20 protein-coding genes and 1 tRNA gene are annotated in these 21,718 nt (G+C 65.8%); 7 read left to right on the plus strand and 14 right to left on the minus strand.

The annotated features are described in order from the left end of the window. Positions 1-102 precede the first annotated feature (102 nt). The 4 genes from K408_RS0110870 to K408_RS0110885 all read right to left on the minus strand — a co-directional run bounded on the left by K408_RS0110870 (position 103) and on the right by K408_RS0110885 (position 5,007). Positions 103-591, minus strand: coding sequence for a tellurite resistance TerB family protein (locus tag K408_RS0110870; RefSeq protein WP_024338764.1), 489 nt, complete (start codon positions 589-591; stop codon positions 103-105). Between the two features lie 177 nt (positions 592-768). Then, a complete protein-coding gene (locus tag K408_RS0110875) occupies positions 769-2,178 on the minus strand; it encodes an adenylate/guanylate cyclase domain-containing protein (protein ID WP_024338763.1) in 1,410 nt (469 codons plus the stop codon). A gap of 50 nt (positions 2,179-2,228) precedes the next feature. Continuing rightward, a complete protein-coding gene (locus tag K408_RS0110880; protein WP_024338762.1) occupies positions 2,229-3,599 on the minus strand; it encodes a cytochrome P450 in 1,371 nt (456 codons plus the stop codon). A gap of 34 nt (positions 3,600-3,633) precedes the next feature. After that, the gene (locus K408_RS0110885; RefSeq protein ID WP_024338761.1) at positions 3,634-5,007 is read right to left on the minus strand and encodes a hypothetical protein; all 1,374 of its coding nucleotides are present in this window, start codon (positions 5,005-5,007) and stop codon (positions 3,634-3,636) included. Positions 5,008-5,143: 136 nt separating this feature from the next. On the opposite strand from K408_RS0110885, the gene K408_RS0110890 reads away from it, so the two are divergent. Further along, a complete protein-coding gene (locus K408_RS0110890; RefSeq protein WP_024338760.1) occupies positions 5,144-6,832 on the plus strand; it encodes an MFS transporter in 1,689 nt (562 codons plus the stop codon). A gap of 143 nt (positions 6,833-6,975) precedes the next feature. On the opposite strand, the gene K408_RS0110895 is transcribed toward K408_RS0110890, so the two are convergent. Together K408_RS0110895 and K408_RS0110900 are read right to left on the minus strand one after the other, a co-directional pair. Next, on the minus strand, positions 6,976-7,188 hold the full coding sequence (locus tag K408_RS0110895; protein ID WP_024338759.1) for a cysteine rich repeat-containing protein: 213 nt from the start codon (positions 7,186-7,188) through the stop codon (positions 6,976-6,978). A 170-nt stretch (positions 7,189-7,358) separates the two neighbouring features. Then, complete coding sequence (locus K408_RS0110900) at positions 7,359-7,652, minus strand: hypothetical protein (protein WP_024338758.1); 294 nt, start codon at positions 7,650-7,652, stop codon at positions 7,359-7,361. Positions 7,653-7,905: 253 nt separating this feature from the next. Here K408_RS0110900 and K408_RS0110905 point away from each other — a divergent pair, with 253 nt between their 5' ends. Continuing rightward, positions 7,906-8,961 (plus strand): polysaccharide deacetylase family protein, encoded by a 1,056-nt coding sequence (locus K408_RS0110905; protein ID WP_024338757.1) that lies wholly within the window; start codon positions 7,906-7,908, stop codon positions 8,959-8,961. A gap of 134 nt (positions 8,962-9,095) precedes the next feature. On the opposite strand, the gene K408_RS0110910 is transcribed toward K408_RS0110905, so the two are convergent. The 6 genes from K408_RS0110910 to K408_RS0110935 form a co-directional block, all read right to left on the minus strand. Beyond that, positions 9,096-9,491 carry a hypothetical protein gene (locus tag K408_RS0110910; protein WP_024338756.1) on the minus strand — a complete coding sequence of 132 codons (396 nt, stop codon included), beginning with the start codon at positions 9,489-9,491 and terminating at the stop codon, positions 9,096-9,098. Between the two features lie 52 nt (positions 9,492-9,543). Then, on the minus strand, positions 9,544-9,669 hold the full coding sequence (locus K408_RS43880; RefSeq protein ID WP_283805268.1) for a hypothetical protein: 126 nt from the start codon (positions 9,667-9,669) through the stop codon (positions 9,544-9,546). Between the two features lie 51 nt (positions 9,670-9,720). Continuing rightward, positions 9,721-9,796 (minus strand) — tRNA-Thr (locus K408_RS0110920). 99 nt (positions 9,797-9,895) lie between these two features. Next, positions 9,896-11,659: a heme biosynthesis protein HemY gene (locus K408_RS0110925; RefSeq protein ID WP_024338755.1), complete on the minus strand. Its 1,764-nt coding sequence runs from the start codon at positions 11,657-11,659 to the stop codon at positions 9,896-9,898. Between the two features lie 36 nt (positions 11,660-11,695). Next, positions 11,696-12,958: a COG4223 family protein gene (locus K408_RS0110930; protein WP_024338754.1), complete on the minus strand. Its 1,263-nt coding sequence runs from the start codon at positions 12,956-12,958 to the stop codon at positions 11,696-11,698. Positions 12,959-13,035: 77 nt separating this feature from the next. Continuing rightward, positions 13,036-13,782, minus strand: a complete 747-nt coding sequence (locus tag K408_RS0110935) for a uroporphyrinogen-III synthase (RefSeq protein WP_024338753.1) — start codon at positions 13,780-13,782, stop codon at positions 13,036-13,038. Between the two features lie 152 nt (positions 13,783-13,934). On the opposite strand from K408_RS0110935, the gene tsaD reads away from it, so the two are divergent. From tsaD to K408_RS0110950, 3 genes are read left to right on the plus strand one after another with little or no spacing between them, the layout of a single operon-like run. After that, positions 13,935-15,008 carry a tRNA (adenosine(37)-N6)-threonylcarbamoyltransferase complex transferase subunit TsaD gene (gene tsaD, locus K408_RS0110940; RefSeq protein ID WP_024338752.1) on the plus strand — a complete coding sequence of 358 codons (1,074 nt, stop codon included), beginning with the start codon at positions 13,935-13,937 and terminating at the stop codon, positions 15,006-15,008. A 2-nt stretch (positions 15,009-15,010) separates the two neighbouring features. Further along, positions 15,011-15,991, plus strand: a complete 981-nt coding sequence (locus tag K408_RS0110945; protein ID WP_024338751.1) for an NAD(P)H-dependent glycerol-3-phosphate dehydrogenase — start codon at positions 15,011-15,013, stop codon at positions 15,989-15,991. Positions 15,992-15,993: 2 nt separating this feature from the next. Then, entirely contained in the window at positions 15,994-16,407 is a 414-nt protein-coding gene (locus tag K408_RS0110950) for an EVE domain-containing protein (RefSeq protein ID WP_024338750.1), read from the plus strand. A gap of 128 nt (positions 16,408-16,535) precedes the next feature. Here K408_RS0110950 and K408_RS0110955 read toward each other — a convergent pair whose 3' ends face one another. Further along, positions 16,536-17,702, minus strand: a complete 1,167-nt coding sequence (locus K408_RS0110955) for a DNA topoisomerase IB (protein WP_024338749.1) — start codon at positions 17,700-17,702, stop codon at positions 16,536-16,538. Between the two features lie 398 nt (positions 17,703-18,100). Between K408_RS0110955 and acs the strand changes: the two genes are divergently transcribed. Both acs and K408_RS0110965 read left to right on the plus strand, forming a co-directional pair. After that, entirely contained in the window at positions 18,101-20,047 is a 1,947-nt protein-coding gene (acs, locus tag K408_RS0110960; RefSeq protein WP_024338748.1) for an acetate--CoA ligase, read from the plus strand. 337 nt (positions 20,048-20,384) lie between these two features. After that, positions 20,385-20,900: a L,D-transpeptidase gene (locus tag K408_RS0110965; RefSeq protein ID WP_024338747.1), complete on the plus strand. Its 516-nt coding sequence runs from the start codon at positions 20,385-20,387 to the stop codon at positions 20,898-20,900. 49 nt (positions 20,901-20,949) lie between these two features. Here K408_RS0110965 and K408_RS0110970 read toward each other — a convergent pair whose 3' ends face one another. Further along, positions 20,950-21,543, minus strand: a complete 594-nt coding sequence (locus tag K408_RS0110970) for a thermonuclease family protein (RefSeq protein ID WP_024338746.1) — start codon at positions 21,541-21,543, stop codon at positions 20,950-20,952. Positions 21,544-21,718 lie beyond the last annotated feature (175 nt).

Here is a 21,718-nt window from a genome sequence, read left to right on the forward strand (position 1 = left end):
GCCGAAAACCGTTGATTTGCAGGAAAATGCGGCGTGGGCGGCGAACAGATTAAAGTTTCGTCATGTATCCGCGCAGGCCGCGATTGGTCGCGCCCAAAGCCGTCAACCGCCGACGGCGCCATTCTTGACCTGGCCGCCGGCACGCTCCGCGACCGCGTGCTTCAGCTCGATCCGGTCCCGCTGGGAAATCCCGAGCAGGTCGGAAGCACGCCAGACCACATTGTCCTCGAACTCGGAAACCTGACCGTCGGCATAGACCAGCTCCCACATCATCTGCACGATGCGCTTGCGACCCTCTTCGTCGAGCGAGCGCATGATGACGCTGGTGAAGCGATAGAGGTCCACCGCATCGCCCTCGACCTCCGTCGCATCCGCGATCAGCCGATCAGCCGTGCCGCGGTCCAGCCCGAAATGGTTTTCGATCAGGCCGTGCAGCTTGCGCTGCTCGGCTGCTGTTGGCCGGCCGTCCAGCGAGACCACGTGAATCAGCAGTGCGGTGGCTGCCAGCCGATAATCGCTGTCGCCGAATGCGCGGGCATGGTCCTGGGGACCGACGATATCGGCGATGAATTGGCGCAAGCCGTCGAGCATGAGACCCTACCGAGATGGATGCCGCCGCGAGGAGCGCGGCGTGTGACCAGCATTATATGAGCGGGAAACTCAACCGGCGCAACGTGCGTCAGTTCCGCGCGCTGCATTACGTTTCGGCAATCTGGGCACTGTCGTTCCGGGGCGCCAAAGCCCGAACCCCGAATGGCGATTCGATCCTCACGGGATCTCATAGACCACCATCTTGTCGGCGATGCCGCGCAGCGCAGCCTGCTTTTGGATCGGCTTGATCTCGCGCTGCTCGAGCACCTCGGCAACCGCCGGCGCATCGAGCACCGGACCGGTGATGTGAATCTCCTGCGCGGTCGACAGGCTCTGCACACGGGCCGCGATGTTGACGGTCTGACCGAAATAGTCCTGCCGCTCGTTGAGCATCACCGCAAGGCAAGGACCTTCATGGATACCAATCTTCACGATGAGGTCAGTGGTGCCGCGCTTCCTGTTGAGCTCGTCCATGGCCGCGCGCATCCGAAGGCCCGCGACGATCGCATGCTCGGGACGGACGAAGGTCGCCATCACGGCATCGCCGATCGTCTTCACCACCGCACCCTTCTCGGAGGAGATGATCTCGAGCAGCGCATGGAAATGCGCACGCACGAGATCGAAGGCGGCGAGATCGCCGACGCGCTCGTAGAGCGCGGTCGAGCCCTTGAGATCGGTGAACAGGAAGGTCAGGGAGGTGATCTGGAGCCTCTGGTCGAGACTGAGATTGTCGGCCTTGAAGACATCCCGAAAAGTCTGGTTCGACAGCATGCGCTTGGCGGTGAGGAACGGCTTGCGCTTGCCGATCAGATGATGAAGCGCCTCGGCTGCGATGAACACCGACGGCAGCACGCGCACGCCCGCCTGGTTCTCCAGCGACAGACGCAACGGGCCCGGCCGCATGGTCGTCGTGCCCGTCGGGGCCTGGACCTTGTTGTACATGATAGCGAGCTGCTGGCGATCCCTGGTCGGCTCGCCCTGAACGTCGATGAAATGAGCGGCGTGCGTCACCGGCTCGAAGATGATGACGAAGTCGTTCGGAAGCTGCAGCGACATGGTCGCCTTCTCGCCCGCCGGCAGTTCCATCGTGTCGAGCGTCACCTCGTTCGCCAGCGTCGCAAAGGAGTCCTTGTTGAAGTCGACGCCGGAACTCCAGAACACCTGCTTGAAATATTCCCAGACCGGAAGCGTGTCAGGGTCATGCGCCGCGATACGCCGGACGCGCGGGTTCACGGTGAAGGAGACCTCGACCTGGTCGTCGACGGAGGCCTTGTAGCCGCAGGCGCAGAGCGCGCAGTGATAATCGTCCGGCTTGAGCGCCTTCAGCGTCGAGTGCGCGCCCAGCACGCCGCCGCAGCCCGGGCACAGCACGTTCCAGCCGAGGTCGAAGAGGCCGAGCCGCGCCGAGTGCAGGAACGCCGAGATCACGCGTTCCTCGTCAAGGCCGTGCTGTCTGGAAAAATCGAGGACGTTGACGCGGTTGAGCTCGTGATCCTCCCCATCCTCGATGAGATGCGCGATCGCATCGGCGACCTTCGCGTCGGCGGTCTGCTTCAGAACGGAAAATTGGGCCTGGATGTCGCTCATGGCGAGGCTCTATCTCGGGTGGATCACGCCAACGGCCAGACGAGCGCCTGTCACCGCCGCGTGATGCGGAACATGGGTGAATGATCTGGCTGGGTCGTCACGACGCCCAGCGGCATCACCGGACTGGCCGTGTCCGCAAGCTCGACACGGAATGCGCCGATCAGCCGCGCCAGCGCCAGCACGGATTCGGCCTGGGCAAACGGCGCACCGATGCAGACGCGCGGACCCGCGCCGAACGGGAGATAAGCGAAACGGTCGGGGGCCTCCTTCGACATGAAGCGTTTCGGAATGAACGCGTTGGGCTGGTCCCACAGCTTCTCGTGCCGGTGCAGCAGCCAGGGCGCGATCATGATGATGTCGCCCTTGCCGATCTCGACGCCGGCCGCATTGTCCTTGTCGCGCGCAGCACGCGCGACAAGGAAAGCCGGGGGATAGAGCCGCATCGTCTCGTCGATCACGGCCCGGGTGAATTTCTGCCGATCGATGTCGGCCATGCTGTCGAGGTGTTCATCGCGGGTCTCGGACGCCACCTCCTCCTGCGTGTCAGGATCCAGTGCGAGCAGATAGAGAGCCCAGAACAGTGCCGTCGCCGTGGTCTCGTGACCGGCGAGGATCATGGTCGCGACCTCGTCCACGAGCTGCTCGTCCGAGAAGCCCTTGCCGGTTTCGGGATCGCGCGCCTCGTCCATGAGATCGAACAGGTCGCGCGGCGGCGCGCCTTCCTTCTTGCCGGTTGCACGCCGCTCCGCAATCAGCATCGCGACGAATTCCGTCCAGCGCTTGCGGAAACGGGCGCGGGCAAAATCCATCGGGCTCGGCCAGGAGACCGGCAGCAGCATGTCGAGAAAATACGGCCGTCCCAACCGCGCGGCATATTCCATGATGAAGTTGCGCAGCGTCGCGCCATGCCGGTCCATGCCGAACGAGAACATCGTGCGCCCGGCGATCTCGAGCGTCATGCGCTGCATGACCTCCCGCAAATCGATGTCTTCACCCGTTCGGGCATCCAGTTTTGCGATGGTCTCGTCGAGCACCGCCGTCATGTGCGGAACGAGATTCGCGGTGGCGCGCGGCGTGAAAGCCGGCGCGAGGGTGCGGCGCTGAAAGGTCCAGGAATGACCTTCCGCGATCAGGAGGCCATCGCCGAGCACGGGACGCAGCATGCGAATGCCGGCCGGCGTGCGCGTGTAGTTCTCGTAGTTGCTGAGCAGGACATGACGGATCGCATCCGGCTGGTTCAGGATGAAGCTGTTCCGGAAGAAGAAGCGGCCCGGGATGACGTCCTCCTCATAGGCTCGCTGTCCCCAGGTCGCGATCATGTTCTGCCTGACGACGGCGAGACGCGCGAAGAACGACATGTCGTCGGGTGCCCGCGGCGGGGCCGGAGGGATGATGGGCCGACGCATGCTTGCGATATTCATGGCTCTCTCCCGCGGATCTGACGCACCCCAACAGCTAATAGGTCATTTCGGCAATCGCAATCCTGTTCTCGGCGGCAGGCCAGGCGCGGGCCACGACCCGTTCTTCGCCGAATTGGGCCACGATGTTACGCCCGATCTCGCCGGCCGGAAGCCGCAGGGTTGCTGTCGCATCGGTGGGTACGCCCGGCTTGACGTCGGCCGGCTCCTTGCCGTCGAACAGCACCACGTCTCGCGGCAGGCCGAAATAGCCGCGCGGCCGCGACATGATGACCACCGCCCCTGCGTCCTTGTCCGCCGCGCCGAGCGGGCGCGCAGGCCGCAGATGCACGACTTCGGACGAGCGCGGAAACGGCGAGCGGTAGATGTGCGTCGTCGTCGCGCCAGGCGACATCAGGACGAATTCGAGCGACCAGGTTGGATCGACCTGCGCCGGTCCCCAGCGCCCGTCGGCACCTGTTTTTGAGCTGTGCACCGCCCCACCCTTGCGCTCCCCGGTATCAGCATCGACACGGAAGATGTCGACGGTCGCGCCCGCAAGGGGACGGTTGGTCGGCACGCCGCCGGGCGTGCCAGAGACGAGGCCACTCAGCTTCACGCTGGCCTCCGGCACAATCGCGATGCGCGTGGGTTCGCGGCCGGCGATGAACTTGTAGATTTCCCGGAACGCGCGCGGGTGAAAAGCCACCTCGCGATGGTCGAGCGCGCCGAGCACGAGATTGGTGGCGCCATTCAGCTCCGGTCCCTCGGCGGTGACATTGGTCGGGGTGCCGGGCTTGCCAATGAAGCGGCCGTCAGGCTGCGCATATTTGTCCAGGCCGTCGCTGCGCAAGGTGAGGAAGGCAACGCCGGGCGTCACCTCGCTCGCGCCCTCGTTCAGGCTTCGCAGGAACGTGCCGCGGCCGTTGAATTCGTTGTTGGGCTGGTCGTCGGTCGCGAACACGCCGTGATTGGGCGTGCCGCACAGCACGGCGTGGCTGACCTCGCCGGCACCGCCATTCTTGACGACGTTACGGATGGCATAGCCGCCGCGCGAGCTGCCGACCAGCGCCACGCGAGACGCGCTCGTCCTGCGCTTCAGTTCAGTGATGGCAGCGGCAAGCTCGCGGCGCTGGTCCTCGGTCGAGGAGCGGTTCGCCTGCTCGACCTTGTCGTCACTACGCGCAAGCGGATCGCTGAAATTGATTACCATCATGCGCTCGCGCGCGATACCGTTCGATTCCATCCGCCAAAGCGTCGTCATCCAGAGCGCGTCGTAATCGCCGTTGCCATGGACGAACAGGATCGGCGGCACCTCCGCGTCCGGCGTCGCCGCGGGTGCGGTCTGGGCCAGCACACCAGTCCGCCAGCTCGCAACCGCAAAAGGCAAGCTGCCAACGCCCTGCAGGATCGTCCGTCGCGACAGCTTCATCTGTTCCTCCCCGGCAACCCGCTCTTTGCACCGCTTATAGCGGCCTAACCACTGGACAGCGAAGGACTTTCACGGGCATCACTGAACTTGCCGGAATCGCCCGGGACCTTTTCTGCCATACCGTTTGGAAGGGGATATGACCGAGCAGACGAACCGCCAGAAAATCGCCGCAGACGGCATCACTGCGCCCCTGCGGTACACGGTGTTCCGGCGCATCTGGCTCGCCAGCCTGCTCTCCAATCTCGGCCTCCTGATCCAGGGCGTGGGCGCGGCCTGGGCGATGACGCAGATGGCCGCGTCGGCCGACCAGGTTGCGCTGGTGCAGACCGCATTGATGCTCCCGATCATGCTGATTTCGATGCCGGCCGGCGCCATCGCCGACATGTATGACCGCCGCATCGTCAGCATAATCTCGCTATCGATCGCGCTGATCGGCGCAACGGCGCTGACGATTTTGGCCTGGCTCGAGCTCATCACTCCGGAAGCCCTGCTCGCCTTCTGCTTCGTGGTCGGAAGCGGCAATGCGCTGTTCGGACCGGCCTGGCAGTCCTCGGTCAGCGAACAGGTTCCGCCCGAGGCATTGGCATCCGCGGTAGCGCTGAACGGCATCAGCTACAACATTGCCCGCAGCTTCGGACCCGCGGTGGGCGGCGTCATCGTCGCTGCGCTCGGAGCGGTGGCCGCGTTCGCCTGCAACGCAATCCTATATCTGCCACTGCTGGTGGTGCTGCTGCTCTGGCGGCGCAGCACCGAGCCCTCGCGCCTGCCGCGGGAGAAGCTCAACCGCGCCATGGTCTCGGGCTTCCGCTACATCACCAATTCGCCACCGATCAAGATCGTGCTGTTGCGCACGCTGGTGATGGGCCTGATCGGCGGTGCGGTGATGGCGCTGATGCCGCTGGTCGCGCGCGACCTTCTGCGCGGCGGCGCGCAAATGTATGGCATCATGCTGGGCGCCTTCGGCATGGGCGCGGTGATCGGGGCGCTCAACATTCACGAATTGCGCAAGCGCATGAGCGGCGAGGCCGCGATCCGCGCCTGCACCATCTCGATGGCTTTCGCGATGGCGGCCCTCGCCCTGAGCACGGAGCCGGCGCTGACGGCGGCAGCGCTGGTGCTGGGCGGCGCGGTCTGGATGGCCGCGATCGCGCTGTTCAACATCGGCGTGCAGCTCTCGGCGCCGCGCTGGGTCGCGGGCCGCTCGCTCGCGGCGTTCCAGGCCGCGATCGCCGGCGGCATCGCGATCGGCGCCTGGGGCTGGGGTCATCTCACCGACTATGCCGGCGTCGAGATCGCGTTGCTGACCGCGGCCGGCCTGATGCTGATCTCGCCGTTGCTCGGCATCTGGCTCACGATGCCGCGCGTCGGCGCCCGCAACGAGGATGCGGACATGCTGGCCGATCCGGAAGTGAAGCTGTCGCTGACGGGGCGCAGCGGGCCCCTTGTGGTCGAGATCGAATATCGCGTGGCGCAGGAGAACGCGCGTGCCTTCCACAACGTGATGCAGGACGTGCAGCTGTCGCGCCAGCGCAACGGCGCCTATGGCTGGTCGATCGCCCGCGACATCGCCGATCCCGAGCTGTGGACCGAGCGCTATCATTGTCCGACCTGGTTCGATTACCTGCGTCAGCGCAATCGCTCCACCCAGTCCGAGCGCGCGCTGCATCAGCAGGCGATCGGTTTCCACATCGGTCCCGAGCCGGTCCGGATCCGGCGCATGCTGGAGCGCCCGTTCGGTTCGGTGCGATGGAAGGACGACACGCCGGACCGCGCGAGCGCGGAGGTGCTGCCGGTGGTCGCAACCGCTGCGGGGAGCAGTACGTAAGGACTGTCAGTCCGGGTCGCGCGACTTGTCCGCCTTAGCTCGGAGTGCGAAGGCGGAAGCAAGAGCCCGGAATCCATCGAGCGGGATACATTTGGAGAAATGGATTCCGGGCTCGCGCCTGACGCCGCGCCCCGGAATGACGATCACTGCCCGTGATCCGTCAGCACCTTGTCGCAGCCTTTGCTCAGCCGGGTGCGGTGCTGCTTCAGGCAGGCGAGCACGGCGCCATCACCATTGTTCATGACGGCGCGGCAGAAGCGCGTGACGTCACGCGCGCAAGCGTCATGGCCGGGCTGCTGCGCTGACGCGCCCGACGCGCACATGAGCAAGGAAACAACGAAAAGAAATCTCGACATCGCGTAATGCCTCTTACCCGGAACAATGCGTGGGCGAAGCTAGTGCGATGATCCCGGGCCCGCAACGGCTTTGTTGACTGGCTGCAGCGTCCGACCGCGCGGCCCCGGATCGACGCCGGGGCACATTGCGGAAGCAGCTTGCCGATGCGGCGATATCGGTTTACGCGCTCTTACTGCTTGTCCTGGGCGTCAGCGACCTTGCGCGAGGCGCCCTTGGCGAGAGTCTTGTCCATGACCGCGCGGCAGCCGGCGCTCAGATCCGAGCGATGCTTGATCATGCACGCCGTGATCTTCGGGATGTTGGGGATCTCCGCCGAGCAGAGGCGGAAGGCATCGCCGGTGCACATCTGCTGCGCCTCGGCCGAGAAGGCGAAGCTCGCGCTCGTCGAAACGATGGAGACGATGGCGGCAAAGCCCAGAGCCAGGCTGGTGTCACGAATCTTGCTGATGAACGACTTGGTCATTTGAAGCTCCCATTGGCACCGCGCAAAGCGGGCTCGTTATCGATGGGAGTCACAATGCTCCGGAAAAACCGTTTGCACTGTGATGACGCTCACGGGGGGCCCACCCTCTGTGACGTCAGTCACTTTTGCGCACGCCGCTGAAATTACTCCGCAACCCCGATCGTGTTGGTGTCACGTTAACTCTTACTTCGCATTAATGGCTGGTCGCGCGGGGAATTCCGCAGGTTTGGTTGCGTAATTGGAAAGAGTAGCGATGCGTAATGCGTTGGGCCTGATGCTGGCCAGTGTAGTTGCGGCGGTCGTGATCGCCGCCGGCGGCTGGTTTTATTATTCCGCGCGCGCCGATCAGGGCGCTCCCAAGACAGTTGCCGCCCGTGCCGCCGATCCATTGCCGGCACAGGCGAAGCTCGCCGCCAGGGACGACGTCGAAACCACTGCGGCCGTCGCGGCCAGGCCGGCGGCAGCCGCTCCGGCGCCCGCGCCCGCCCCGGCCATGCCGATGCAGCCGAAGCAGGCCTGCGCCAATCCGAACGCGCTGGGCGTGTCCCGCGTCGTCGAGATAGACACGACAGGCGGACCCGGCTTCGGTTTCGAGCATTTCAAGCAGTTCGACTTCCTCACCGACAAGGAGGTCGTGCTGACCTTCGACGACGGTCCGTGGCCGGTCAACACGCCCGCAGTGCTGAAGGCGCTCGCGGATGAATGCACCAGGGGCCTGTTCTTCTCGGTCGGCAAGCACGCGACTTATCACCCGGAGATCCTGAAGCAGGTGCTGGCCCAGGGCCACACGGTCGGCACGCACACCTGGTCGCATGTCAATCTGAACAGCAAGAAGTTGACGGAGCAACAGGTCAAGGACGAGGTCGAGAAAGGCTTCAGCGCGGTGAAGTTCGCGCTCGGCACCAATCCGGCACCGTTCTTCCGCTTCCCGCAGCTTCAGCACAATCCGGCGATGGTGGCCTATTTCGGCACGCGCAACGTCGCGATGTTCTCGACCGAAATCGACTCCTTCGACTTCCGGAAGGGCGCGACGCCGGAGAAGATCGTCGAAACCGTGATGACCAGGCTCGACAAGCTCGGCAAGGGCATCATCCTGATGCACGATTTCCAGAAGAACACCGGCATAGCCATGCCGACGCTGCTCGCGCGGCTGAAGGCGGGCGGCTACAAGGTCGTGCAGATGAAGGCCAAGGCGCAGCTTCAGACGCTGCCGGAATACGACGAGGCGCTGATGAAGGACATGAAGGTGCCGACAGCAGGCACGAACTCCCGTCCGATCGCGAGCGTCGTGCAGACGATCTCGCAGTAACCGCACCAAATCCAGAACTCTTGCGTCATGGCCGGGCTTGTCCCGGCCATCCACGTTTTTGCATCAGACGCGAAGACGTGGATGCCGGGGTCAAGACCGGGCATGACCGCAGGATCGGGGTACAGGTCCGCGGCTTACCAATAGATGCCGTGACGATGCAGTTCGCTGATGATGCGGCGCTCGGTCCAGCTGCGCTTGTGTTTCGGCTTGTGCGCTCTTGCCGCACTCTTGGTAGCGGGCTTGGTCGTCGCGACCGGCACGGAGGCCGGCGCGGCTGTGGTCGCCGCCGGTGCGGCCGCAGCGGGCGGCGCGGAGAGCGACACTGCCGGTGGACGATCGGAATATTTCGAAGCCTCGGTGGCCGGCGCGGCTTCGCTGACCCGCGTCGTCGCACTGGCCGTTGACGAGGTCGTGGTCTGCGGTGCGGAGCTCTGTTCGCCCGCAGCGGCCAAGGACAGACCGCGGGAGCCGCCTGCCTGGGCAGACGCAGAAGCCAGCAGCATGGCGGCAACCAGAATGATCTTGCGCATGTGAAGTCTCCCCGTGTTTCGTGACGGGATGTTAGGGGAGTCATGTCCGAGGTTATGTGATCGCGATCACCCAGCCAAACGGGCCTTCATGCAGGCTGATGCGCTCAGCATTGGCCGCGCCGCTGAGCAGATGACCTGGAAGCCGCGCAACACCGCTCGGCGCGAGGTTGTCACCCATGTCTCAGGTGCGATCTGTTGCCTATGTGTTCGGGCAGGACAATCGGGGCGCTGGTGCCGCAAGAGGGATTCGAACCCCCGACCCCGTCATTACGAATGACGTGCTCTACCGACTGAGCTATTGCGGCGACCCCTGCCGGGCCCAGGCAATGCCGGTCCCGATACGCGCGCTCCTGATATCGGGCATGGCCTGAATTGGCAAGGACAAGCGGGAGGCGAAATGCGGCTCACGCGCCCCAGCGCGACCAGAATCCACGCCAGCCGCCCGCTTGGGCCTTCGGCGTGCCGATTTGTTCCGTAAATTCATCGGTCGGGGCGTCGTCGTCGATTCCGGGGTCATCCGGCGCACGGACGATCGGAATGACGGCCTGGATCGGCGCCGCTGCCGGCTTCCCGAGGTCGGCCCGGGTTCGGAAGACCGGTGTTGGCGCTGGCGGCGACGATTCGGCGGGCGCCGGAGCGGGATCGGCCGGCTCGGCGGGCGCGGTCGCCGGCTCCTCCTTCGCAGGTTCCTTGGCAACCTCTTGGGCCTGAGGGGGCGAATTGTCCTGAGCGGCTGGAGCCGCCACTGGGGCCACCGACGCCGCCGGTTCCACCGGGGCTTCGCTGGGAGCCGCGGTCACCCGCTTTGGCGGCGGGGCAGCCAGCATGGCTTCCTCGAAAGCCGAGGACTCGATCGTGGTCCCCCTGTCCGAGGGCAAGCTCGCGACCGGCGTCTGCCATTGGAACGCATCGAGGCGGCCGGTGACCGGGGAGACCGGGCGCCAGCGCTCACTGACATAGCCGTCTGCCGTCCAGGCCGGATCGAGCCGGGCGCGCACCGCGCGCAGGGTCCAGGCGCGGGCGCGGCCGCCGTCGCCATGCTCGGTGCGCTCGAGCTCGGCCATCAGCAGCGCAACGCGCTGGGTGGGATCGCTGAGATAAGGTGCGAGCGCCTCACGCGCGCGTGCGAACTCCGAGGCGTCGATCGCAGCGCGTGCGATCGCGAGCTGGCCTTCGATATGGCCGGGCCTGTCGGCGGGCGTCTTGGCGGCGAGCGTCTCCACCCGCTGCAAGCGGTGCCAAGCGGTATCGCCGAGCTTCACATGGGCATAGGCGTCCGCGAGATCGGGATGCGGATTGGCGAGCCAGGCGGCTTCGATCCGCTTCATGGCACGGCGCACCTGATGCGCCTCGCTCTCGAATTTTGCCGCGAGCACGGCCGCCGGCACCAGGGTCGGCGCGAGCTTGACCGCCTCCATCGCGCTCTCGCGCGCGACGTCCCGGTCCATCGTCTCCAGCTCCAGCGCGCGTGCGGTGAGCAGCACGCCGCGCTGTCGGCGGTAGGTCTGCTTGTCGATCAGGCCTGCGGACAGATTCGAATCGAGGATCGCGAGTGCGCCGGCCCAGTCGCCGCGCGCGCAGCGGAAGCCGAGCACCGCATGCGAAGCCCAGGTCGAAGACGGCGACAGCTTGATTGCTTCTTCCGCGATCATCACCGCCCCGACGGCGTCATCCGCGCGCTGCGCCTCGATGAACAGGCCGCGCAGGCCCAGCAGCCGCGTGTCCTCGCGTTCGGCCATGACTCGGAAAACGCGCTGCGCCTCCTCGCGATTGCCTTCGAGCTGCGCCGACTGCGCGTGCAGCAGCAGGGCAAGCGGATCGTTCGGCGCGTGCCGCCGCGCCGCCTCGGTGTGACGGCGGGCGAGCGCAGGATCGCCCTGGCCGACCGCGAGCAGGCCGTGGGTGATGGCATGGCGGCCGCGGGCCTGGCGCTTGTCCTGGCGGCGGCGGCGCAAACGCCCCGGCGTGCGCCAGATCATCGTGAGAATGCTCCAGACCAGCACGACGGCCGCGGCAAAAAGCCCGAGCAGGAACACGAACCTGGGAAGTGTCGTCGAGATGCGGAAACCACCCGCGGTCAGGACGAGATCGCCGGGCTGGTCGGCAACCCAGGCCGCGCCGGCCGCTGCCAGCGCGATCAGGACGAGAAAGAGGACGATGCGAAGCATGACGATCCCTATACGCGCCGATTGTTGCGCGAACCTTTACTGAAGAGGCTTGACGAGATCCGCCATGGCACCGTCGGCGAATTTGCGGGACGCAGCGAGCGCAGCGTCGCGGGCATCGGCCTTGTCGAGCCACGCCTGCGCTGGCGCACGATCCGCCTCCGGCAGAGTCTTCAGCTCGCGCCGCGCTTCCGCGAAATCGTTGCGGAGCGCAGCCGCCGTCACGCGCGCAACGATGGCGCCGCGATCGTTGCCGACGGCGTCGGTGCGCTCGATGCGGACGAGTTTTGACGCGCCGGCCTGCAGACGCTCGACGATGCCGGCGTTGCTGGCCGGAGCTTCCGCCGGCGGCGACAGCTTCGGCACGATATTGAGGAGCTCCCGGCTCAGCGCCGCCGACGTCGGGATGCCGGAAGACGCAAATGCCTCAAGCGGCTTCAGCATGTCGGGCTTGGCCGCCAGCGACCGTGCCGCGGCCAACTGCGACTGATAGGGATCGCCGTGGCGAACGGCAACGTCGAGCAGGGACGCCGCCACCACGTGGCGGAGCGGCTTGTCGTCCATCGCCTTGACCTCGGCGATCCTCTCGCTCTGCTGCGCAAGTTCGGCGCGCTCGGTCTTGCTGGCGCGCTCGAGCTGAGCGATGCGGTCGTTGAGCGCGGCAAGATCAGGCGCTGCAGCAGGCGACGCTGTCCTCGCCTCGCTCAGGGCGCTCGCGGTCTTTTCCGACTGCGCACGAAGATTGCCAATGTCGCTGCGCAAGCTGCTTGCGGATTTCTCCAGCGCGTCGATTCGCGCTGCCATGGCCGGATCGCCTCCGGGCTTGCCGGCCTTGACCTCAACCGCAGCAACACGCGCGCTCAGCGCATCGATCGTCGCACTGCTCACCTGCGGCGCGGCCGAAGGTGCCTGCACTGCGGGCCAGCCCAGCATCCAGCCAACCGCGATCACGACCGCCGCTGCGGCAGCTCCGGAGAACGGCGCAATGACCCAGGGCGAAATCGGTGGCGGCGCGGCAGCAGGCGCGACGGCCGCTTCCGCCTCATCGCGCTTCGGCTCTGTGTCAACGTGCTCGGGCTCGGGCTCGGCCTGCACGGGCTCACTCTCCTCGAATTTGGCCTGCCCGGATTGTGCCGGTTCGCTCGCGGCGTGTTCCGGTGTGGGCTGAGCCTCAGGCTCGCCCGCAACCTGCTGCGGCTGGGTCGAGACTTCCGTCGCCTGGAGGTCGATGGTGGGCGGGGCGCGCTTGGCACGACCCGTGTCGGGCGCCAGTCCAGCGTCTTCAGGCTTGTCGTCGGCCATCGTGACGGTTCCTCACACTTCCATACGTTGCATAGGCCCTTGAGCGGACCAGACTGCGTCGGATTCGGCCCGACCTCTTACGCCAAACGGGTGCGCAACGCACGCTCCAAGGTGTCGAACAAGGCACTTTCGTCCGGCGTCGCCGCCACCAGAACCTGTGATGCGCCGGCGTCGCGCAGCACGCTCGCAACGGTCTCGGACAGGCAGCAATGGGGGATCGCCAGCGCCGAGATCTCGACGCCTTCCTCCCTCGCCGCATCCAGGAACGCGCGCGCGCTGCGCCGGGAGTAGTGCAGCACCGCCTCGACGCCATGCGTCGCAAAGCCGTCGCAGACCTCGCGCGGAAGATGCTTGACAGGGGCCATGCGGTAGGTCGTCTGCGTCACCACGCGGAACCCCTCCGCACCGAGCTCGCCGCCGAGGTCGCGCGACAGATCAGCGCCGGCGAGATACAGCAGCGTGCTCTTTTTCTTCAGCACCTTCTCGCGCGCGCTCTGCATCACCTTGTCGCGCAAGGAAGCGGCATCGCCATCGGCGACGATCACCTCGGCGAAACCGGCCTCGCGCGCCACCGCAGCTGTATGCTCGCCAACCGCAAACAACGGCAGCTGCAGGAGGCCGAGCTCCGGCAATTGCGGCGCAACGGCGCGGATCGCATTGGCGGACGTGACGAGAACGGCACCGTAGGGAGCCTCACGCGCGTCGTGGAAGGCGACGGGCTCGAACTTGAGCACCGGCGCAAGCAGCACCGCGTGCCCTCGCGCGCGCAGACTTTCCGCCGTCGCCTCATTGTCGGGATGTGGCCGTGTGACAAGAATGGACATCGCTGGTGTTCCCGAACCACGTGGCGGTGACGCATTGATCAGAAACGGCCGCGCGTGACGATTGCGCAATCCGGCCCCGGAATGCTACCGGACGTACCAGAACTCTGCTTTACGGATGAGCGCAAGGGCGCAAATTGGATAACAATTCGCCAATGCTGGTGCTGGGGATCGAAACCACCTGCGACGAGACCGCCGCGGCCGTGATCGAGCGCGCGGGCGATGGCAGCGGCAAGATCCTGTCCAACATCGTGCGGTCGCAGATCGAGGAACATGCCCGCTTCGGCGGCGTGGTGCCGGAGATCGCGGCGCGCGCGCATGTCGATCTGCTCGACGGCATCATCGAGCGCGCCATGCGCGAGGCCGGCATCGGATTCGCCCGGCTCAATGGCGTCGCGGCCGCCGCGGGCCCGGGCCTGATCGGCGGCGTCATCGTCGGGCTCACCACCGCGAAGGCGATCGCGATGGTGCACGATACACCATTGGTCGCGGTGAACCATCTCGAAGCGCACGCGCTGACGCCGCGCCTCACTGACCGCATCGAATTTCCCTATTGTCTGTTTCTCGCCTCCGGCGGGCATACCCAGATCGTCGCAGTTGCCGGCGTCGGCCAATATGTGCGGCTCGGCACCACGGTCGACGACGCGATCGGCGAGGCTTTCGACAAGGTCGCCAAGATGCTGGGCCTGCCATATCCCGGCGGCCCGCAGGTCGAACGGGCCGCCGCAGGCGGCGACGCCGCGCGCTTTGCATTTCCGCGACCGATGCAGGGACGCCCCGATGCCAATTTCTCGCTTTCGGGATTGAAGACGGCGGTCCGCACCGAAGCGAGCCGGCTGGCAGAGATCACATCGCAGGACATCAGCGATCTCTGCGCGAGCTTCCAGGCCGCCGTGCTCGACTCGACCGCCGACCGGCTGAGCGTCGGCCTCAGGATTTTCCGCGAGAAGTTCGGTGCCCCGCGTGCGCTTGTCGCCGCCGGCGGCGTCGCCGCCAATCAGGCGATTCGCGGCGCACTCCATGACGTCGCGCAGCAGGCTCAGACGCAACTGATCATTCCGCCGCCCGCGCTCTGCACCGACAACGGTGCGATGATCGCCTGGGCCGGCGCCGAACGCCTCGCGCTCGGCTTGTCCGACACGATGGACGCGCAACCGCGCGCACGGTGGTTGCTCGACGCCAACGCGACGGCTCCCGCAGGCTACGGCAACACGCGGGCGGGATACTAGCGATGACGGCGCTGCAATCCGTCGGGGTCATCGGCGCGGGCGCGTGGGGTACGGCGCTTGCGACGGTCGCGGCGCGAGCCGGACGAAGCGTCATATTGTGGGCGCGCAACGCCGAGCATGCCACGCGGATCGCTTCAATGCGCGACAATCCGCGGCTGCCGGGCGTCCCGCTTGCGCCTGATATCGTGGTGACGAACGATCTGGCGCTCGCCGCACGTGCGGACATGCTGCTGATTGCAACACCGGCGCAGCATTTGCGCGGCGCCGTCAACATGCTGGCGTCGCATCTGGCAAAGCCGGTCCCGATCGTCGCCTGCGCCAAGGGTATCGAGCACGGCACCCACAAATTCATGACCGACGTGATCGCCGAGGCCGCGCCGCACGCGCAGCCGGCGATCCTGTCGGGCCCGAGCTTTGCCGACGACGTTGCGCGCGGACTGCCGACGGCAGTCACCCTGGCCGCAAGCGAGGAGAGGCTCTCGAGTGCACTGGTACAGGCGCTGGGCTCGCCGACATTCCGCCCCTACCACTCCACGGACATCCGGGGCGTCGAGATCGGCGGTGCGGCCAAGAACGTGCTGGCGATCGCGGTCGGCATCGCGGTCGGGCGCAAGCTCGGCGCCTCCGCCCAGGCCGCCCTAACGACCCGCGGCTTTGCCGAGCTGGCGCGTCTTGGCCGCGCGCTCGGCGCGCGCCGCGAGACGCTCTCCGGATTGTCCGGCCTCGGCGATCTGATCCTGACCTGCTCCAGCCCGCAGTCGCGCAACTTCGCGCTCGGACTCTCGCTCGGACGCGGGGAGCAGCCTCCGGCCGGCAAGCTGGCCGAAGGCGAGTTCACGGCGCCGGTGCTCATCGAACTCGCAGCTTCGCAACGCGTCGAGATGCCGGTATCGGAAGCGGTCGCATCGATCCTGAGCGGCAAAAGCACGATCGATGCCGCAATCTCGGCGCTGATGACGCGCCCCTTCAAGTCAGAGGAATGAGCATGGCGTACTGGCTGGTGAAATCCGAACCGTCGGTGTGGTCGTGGGACCAGCAGGTGGCGAAGGGCGCCAAGGGCGAGGCCTGGACCGGCGTACGCAATTACACCGCGCGCCAGAACCTCGTCGCCATGAAGAAGGGCGACAAGGCGTTCTATTATCATTCCAACGAGGGCAAGGAGATCGTCGGCATCGCCGAGATCATCAAGGAAGCCTATCCCGACCCGACCGACAAGACCGGCAAGTTCGTCTGCGTCGACATCAAGGCCGACAAGCCCTTGAAGACACCGGTGACGATGGCGGCGATCAAGGCCGAGAAGAAGCTCGCGGACATGGCGCTGGTGAAGTATTCGCGCCTGTCGGTGCAGCCGGTGACGGCAGATGAGTGGAAGCTCGTCTGCAAGATGGGCGGGATGTAGATCACCCCGTGCGCAGTCCGGATGAGCGACTTGTCCTGCGTCGCTCGCACCGTGAAGACGGAAGCGACATCCAGGATCGCTTCCCGCAGATCGCTACGCTCATGCGGGCTGCGACACGCGAACGTCCGTCAGACCGCCGCAGTCGCCACCACCTGGGCCAGAAGCTGCTCGCGCCTTGCCTGGGAGCGCTGGCCCTTCATGGTCGCAGCGAAGCGCTCGAGGATGCCGTCCTCGAACGCGGTGACGATGGTGTCGTGCACGTAGCTCCTGCGGCAGATCGCCGGCGTGTTGGAAAGCTGGTCGGCCGCGGCACGGATCGCGTCCAGCACCTGCTTCTTGCGGCCGCGCTGGCTGGTGGCCGGCGTGATTCGCGACAGCGATTCCACGACGACGGCAGAGGCCATCAGCGTGCGGAAATCCTTCAGCGAGATCTTGATGCCGGCGATCTCGCGCAAGAACGCATTCACCTGCGTCGTGTTGACGGCGCGCACGATGCCGTAGGCGTCGCGATACTGGAACATGCGCTTGCCGGGAACGCCCTGCAGAATGCCGATGGCGCGCACCAGCTTGGCCGCATCGCACTCCTTGCGCACCGCCTTGCCGCCCTTGGCCTTGAAGGTCAGCACGAAGCAATCGTCTTCCAGTGTGACGTTGGACTTGAGCAGCGTGGTGGCGCCGCGGGTGCCATTGAGGCGGGCATAGGATTCATTGCCGGGACGGATCGCGGTGCGCGCGATCAGCTCGATCACGGCCGAGAGCGCGAATTCGCGCGTCGGCTCGTCACCAGACAGGAACGCCGAGACCTTGCGCCGGATTTTCGGCAGCGCGCCGACCAGCTTGGCTAGGCGATGCGCCTTGCGTTGCTCGCGGACCTTCTCCCAGTCGGCGTGATAGCGATATTGCAGCCGGCCCGCGGCATCGCGGCCGACGGCCTGCAGGTGCGAGTTGGGATCGGCCGAGTAGCGTACCTCGCGGTAGGCCGGCGGCACTGCCATGGAGTGCAGTCGGCGGATGGTGCGGGCATCGCGGATATGCGCGCCATTCGGACGCACGAAGGAGTAGCCCTTGCCGCGCTTGATACGGCGGATGGTCAGCTCGTTCTGGTCGCCGAGCCGCAGACCGAGCTCCTTGGCGAGCGCTTCGACCGTCACGGGGGCCGTGTCGAAGGTCTTTTTGGGGCTGGGGCGCCTGAAGCCAGTCGGTTTCGGCCATTGTCCCAGGGCTTTGGCGAGGGCGACTGCCGCAGGATCGGCTGAAGCGGGCCGCATCGTCCCGAGATTCTGCTGATCCATCATAGTGTTATGCCTTGACCCTGTCTGTTACCGTTCAATGCCGCTGTTCTGAGTTTTGTTCCTTGGGGCCTCGTTGGACCCGGATTGGCCATTTAGGGTGTTCCGAACCCTATTGCGAGTCCCGAATCAGTGACAGACGGTTCCCAGATACCATCGACGTCGCATGGGCGCCCCGCATTGGCCTGTTCTGAAGGTCGGGGTTAAGAGGCCGAAAGCCCGTCCTCGCCTGTTTCAGATTTGCGACAGCCGGCCCGCGCAGCTTGATCCTCCGCATGGCCGGCGACCCGCCGAAGGTCCAGCTTGTGCTCCTTGTCGGGTCCGGTTAGCCCGACGCATAATCAGTCAATGACCGGTCGGCCCGCCGTTCGCTGGCGTTCGGCCTGCCGCATGTGGAGGGAAGCATGTCCGAGAAGATCTACGACGTCCCCGCGGAGTGGGCGAAGCGCGCCTGGGTCGACCAGGCCAAGTACAAGGAGATGTACGCTCGCTCGATCTCGGACCCGAACGGTTTCTGGGCGGAGCAGGCCGAGCGCATCGACTGGATGAAGGCGCCGACGAAAATCGAGAACGTCTCGTTCGCGCCCGGCAACATCTCGATCAAATGGTTCGAGGACGGCGTCCTCAATGTCGCTCACAATTGCATCGACCGCCATCTTCGCACGCGCGGCAATCAGACCGCGATCATCTGGGAAGGCGACGATCCCTCGCAGTCCAGGCACATCACCTATCAGGAGCTGCACGACGAGGTCTGCCGGATGGCCAACATCCTGCGCACCCGCAACGTCGGGAAGGGCGACCGCGTCACCATCTACCTGCCGATGATTCCGGAAGCCGCCTATGCGATGCTCGCCTGCGCACGCATTGGCGCGATCCATTCCGTGGTGTTCGCGGGCTTCTCGCCGGACAGTCTTGCCCAGCGCATCAACGACTGCCAATCCAAGGTGATCATCACCGCGGACGAAGGCCTGCGCGGCGGAAAGAAAGTGCCGCTGAAGGCCAATGTCGACGCGGCGCTCGCCAAGGCCGATGGCGTCGACTGGGTCGTTGTCGTCAAGCGCACCGGCGGCAAGGTCGACATGAACCCGACGCGCGACCTCTGGTACCACGAAGCCGCGGCGATGGTGACGACCGAATGCCCGGTCGAGCACATGCACGCCGAGGATCCGCTGTTCATCCTCTACACCTCGGGCTCGACCGGCCAGCCCAAGGGCGTGCTGCACACCTCGGGCGGCTATCTCGTGTTCGCCTCGATGACGCATCAATACGTCTTCGATTATCACGACGGCGACATCTACTGGTGCACTGCCGACGTCGGCTGGGTCACCGGCCACAGCTATATCCTGTACGGACCGCTGGCGAACGGCGCGACCACGCTGATGTTCGAGGGCGTGCCGAACTATCCGGACAACTCGCGGTTCTGGAACGTCATCGACAAGCACAAGGTCAACATCTTCTACACCGCGCCGACCGCGATCCGCGCGCTGATGCAAGGCGGCGACGAGCCGGTGAAGAAGACCTCGCGCGCGAGCCTGCGTCTGCTCGGCTCGGTCGGCGAACCCATCAATCCGGAAGCCTGGGAATGGTATCACCGCGTCGTCGGCGACGGTCGCTGCCCGATCGTCGATACCTGGTGGCAGACCGAGACCGGCGGCATTTTGATCACGCCGCTGCCGGGCGCGACCAAGCTGAAGCCGGGCTCGGCGACACAGCCGTTCTTCGGCGTGGTGCCGGAGATCGTCGATGCCGACGGCAAGGTGCTGGAAGGCGAGACCACCGGCAATCTCTGCCTGGCGCGGTCGTGGCCGGGCCAGATGCGCACGGTCTATGGCGACCACGCCCGCTTCGAGCAGACCTATTTCTCGACCTACAAGGGCAAGTACTTCACCGGCGACGGCTGCCGCCGCGATGCGGACGGGTATTATTGGATCACCGGCCGCGTCGACGACGTCATCAACGTCTCCGGCCATCGCATGGGCACCGCAGAGGTCGAGAGCGCGCTGGTGGCACACGAGAAGGTGTCGGAAGCGGCCGTGGTCGGCTTCCCCCACGACATCAAGGGCCAGGGCATCTACGCCTATGTCACCCTGATGGCCGGCGTCCAGCCGACAGAGGATCTGCGCAAGGAGCTCGTGACCTGGGTGCGCAAGGAGATCGGCCCGATCGCTTCGCCCGACCAGATCCAGTTCGCGCCGGGCCTGCCCAAGACCCGCTCCGGCAAGATCATGCGCCGCATCCTGCGCAAGATTGCCGAAGACGAGCCGGGCAGCCTCGGCGACACGTCGACGCTCGCAGATCCCACCGTGGTCGACGATCTCGTCAAGAACCGGCAGAACCGGAAGTCGGCGTAGGCTCCAGGACATCGTCATTCCGGGTCGGTCCGCAGGACCGACCCGGAAGTCTCGAGTTCCGGCCCATGCTGTCAGCCGCCCGGAACAACGCCCGTTCACAGCTCTCGCGCTCGCGTCAGTGCGCCCCGCATCTTTCCCGTCGAGTGTTGTTTTCAGGTCATTTACTTTGTTTCGAACATTTCCTTTGTTCCCGCTGCTGGCTGGCTTTCGGCGGCCGCGCGTGGAAACTCTCCAGTTAATGGGCGCGGTTAAGAATGACTCACCGAGGGCTTGGCGCTGCAATTGCCGGGTTCTGCGTCATTCTGGACGATCCGTTTCAGGGCGAGGGGAAGCATCGATGTCGATGAGGATTGCGGTGGCGCTGGCCGCCACCATCGGGGTTGGAGTCATGATGTCGACGGCGGCCGAGGCGCGGCCGGAGCTGGTGGGTGCACACCTGCCCGACTATTCGCCCGGCACGATCGTGGTCAGGACCAGCGAGCGGCGGCTGTATCTCATCCTCGATAACGGCCACGCCGTCCGCTATCCGGTCGGCGTCGGCAAGGCCGGCAAGCAATGGGCCGGCACGACGAAGATCGACGGCAAGTATCGCAACCCCGCCTGGGCGCCACCCGCCGAGGTGAAGCGCGACAAGCCGAACATCCCCGACGTCATTCCGGGCGGCTCGCCGCGCAACCCGATGGGCGTTGCGGCGATGACGCTCGCCGGCGGCGAATATGCGATCCACGGCACGAACGTGCCGGGCTCGATCGGCGGCTTCGTCTCTTATGGCTGCATCCGCATGCTCAACGACGACATCACGGATCTCTATGGTCGCGTTTCCGTCGGCACGACGGTGGTCGTGACGCGCTGACCGCCCGCATCCGCCGAGACAAGCAGCCGCGTCTTGCGACGCGGCTTTTTTATTGCCAGAAGCGCCAGCCGCGAGCGCACCAGCCGTCGCGATGGCCTCCATTGTAGCTGCGCACAAAGCCGCCGGAGAGCAACGCCGCCGCAACACTCGCAGTCTGTCGGGTCGCCACGTCGGCCAGAACCCGGCCGTATTTGTCCGGGCCGAGATTGGCGATGGTCACGCCGCCCTGGCCGAGCAGATCGCGCAATGCGCGGGCCGCAGCTTCGGCCTTGTCCAGCTCCTGCTGGCAGGACGCCTTCAGCTCAGGTGCATCGATGCCCCGCAGCCGAATGCGAACGACGGGGTCGCGCCCCTCGCGCTGACGAATACGAGCTAGAAAGGTGTCGCCGTCAATGGTGCGGATGACGTCGACCGGGCGGAGGAGATCCGGATTGCCGATCTGCTGCAGGATGATCTCGGCGTCCTGGGCCCGGTCGTCTGCCGCATGCGGCAGGAGCCAGCCTGTTCCGTCACGAAAGGTGAGCACGATCGCCGCCACCACGCCGACCACGAACATCCACGGTATGAGGCCCGAGAAGCGGCGGCCGAACGGGGAGCCGCTGAACGACGATTGACGAGCATTGATCCGGGCGCGAGAACGCATTGTTTCACGCTAGAGCTGAGTCGGCCAATCCCGCAAGCGTGTCTCATCCAAACTGCAACTCCGATTACGTCACTCAAGACGGCGTTCCAAGCGCTCTCCGGCAGATACTCCCTGTAGTTGTACGGGTCGATATCGTCACGTGACATTCGTGATCCGGCCGTACTTCTACGGTCAC

It is taken from the genome of Bradyrhizobium sp. in8p8, from assembly GCF_000426845.1.
Taxonomy (GTDB): Bacteria; Pseudomonadota; Alphaproteobacteria; order Rhizobiales; family Xanthobacteraceae; genus Bradyrhizobium; species Bradyrhizobium japonicum_C.

What these genes read in the sequence shown, in the direction of transcription:
- K408_RS0110870 (WP_024338764.1), bottom strand. Translation starts at nt 591, where the DNA reads ATGCTCGACGGCTTGCGCCAATTCATCGCCGATATCGTCGGTCCCCAG.
- K408_RS0110875 (WP_024338763.1), bottom strand. Translation starts at nt 2,178, where the DNA reads ATGAGCGACATCCAGGCCCAATTTTCCGTTCTGAAGCAGACCGCCGAC.
- K408_RS0110880 (WP_024338762.1), bottom strand. Translation starts at nt 3,599, where the DNA reads ATGAATATCGCAAGCATGCGTCGGCCCATCATCCCTCCGGCCCCGCCG.
- K408_RS0110885 (WP_024338761.1), bottom strand. Translation starts at nt 5,007, where the DNA reads ATGAAGCTGTCGCGACGGACGATCCTGCAGGGCGTTGGCAGCTTGCCT.
- K408_RS0110890 (WP_024338760.1), top strand. Translation starts at nt 5,144, where the DNA reads ATGACCGAGCAGACGAACCGCCAGAAAATCGCCGCAGACGGCATCACT.
- K408_RS0110895 (WP_024338759.1), bottom strand. Translation starts at nt 7,188, where the DNA reads ATGTCGAGATTTCTTTTCGTTGTTTCCTTGCTCATGTGCGCGTCGGGC.
- K408_RS0110900 (WP_024338758.1), bottom strand. Translation starts at nt 7,652, where the DNA reads ATGACCAAGTCGTTCATCAGCAAGATTCGTGACACCAGCCTGGCTCTG.
- K408_RS0110905 (WP_024338757.1), top strand. Translation starts at nt 7,906, where the DNA reads ATGCGTAATGCGTTGGGCCTGATGCTGGCCAGTGTAGTTGCGGCGGTC.
- K408_RS0110910 (WP_024338756.1), bottom strand. Translation starts at nt 9,491, where the DNA reads ATGCGCAAGATCATTCTGGTTGCCGCCATGCTGCTGGCTTCTGCGTCT.
- K408_RS43880 (WP_283805268.1), bottom strand. Translation starts at nt 9,669, where the DNA reads ATGGGTGACAACCTCGCGCCGAGCGGTGTTGCGCGGCTTCCAGGTCAT.
- K408_RS0110925 (WP_024338755.1), bottom strand. Translation starts at nt 11,659, where the DNA reads ATGCTTCGCATCGTCCTCTTTCTCGTCCTGATCGCGCTGGCAGCGGCC.
- K408_RS0110930 (WP_024338754.1), bottom strand. Translation starts at nt 12,958, where the DNA reads ATGGCCGACGACAAGCCTGAAGACGCTGGACTGGCGCCCGACACGGGT.
- K408_RS0110935 (WP_024338753.1), bottom strand. Translation starts at nt 13,782, where the DNA reads ATGTCCATTCTTGTCACACGGCCACATCCCGACAATGAGGCGACGGCG.
- tsaD (WP_024338752.1), top strand. Translation starts at nt 13,935, where the DNA reads ATGCTGGTGCTGGGGATCGAAACCACCTGCGACGAGACCGCCGCGGCC.
- K408_RS0110945 (WP_024338751.1), top strand. Translation starts at nt 15,011, where the DNA reads ATGACGGCGCTGCAATCCGTCGGGGTCATCGGCGCGGGCGCGTGGGGT.
- K408_RS0110950 (WP_024338750.1), top strand. Translation starts at nt 15,994, where the DNA reads ATGGCGTACTGGCTGGTGAAATCCGAACCGTCGGTGTGGTCGTGGGAC.
- K408_RS0110955 (WP_024338749.1), bottom strand. Translation starts at nt 17,702, where the DNA reads ATGATGGATCAGCAGAATCTCGGGACGATGCGGCCCGCTTCAGCCGAT.
- acs (WP_024338748.1), top strand. Translation starts at nt 18,101, where the DNA reads ATGTCCGAGAAGATCTACGACGTCCCCGCGGAGTGGGCGAAGCGCGCC.
- K408_RS0110965 (WP_024338747.1), top strand. Translation starts at nt 20,385, where the DNA reads ATGTCGATGAGGATTGCGGTGGCGCTGGCCGCCACCATCGGGGTTGGA.
- K408_RS0110970 (WP_024338746.1), bottom strand. Translation starts at nt 21,543, where the DNA reads ATGCGTTCTCGCGCCCGGATCAATGCTCGTCAATCGTCGTTCAGCGGC.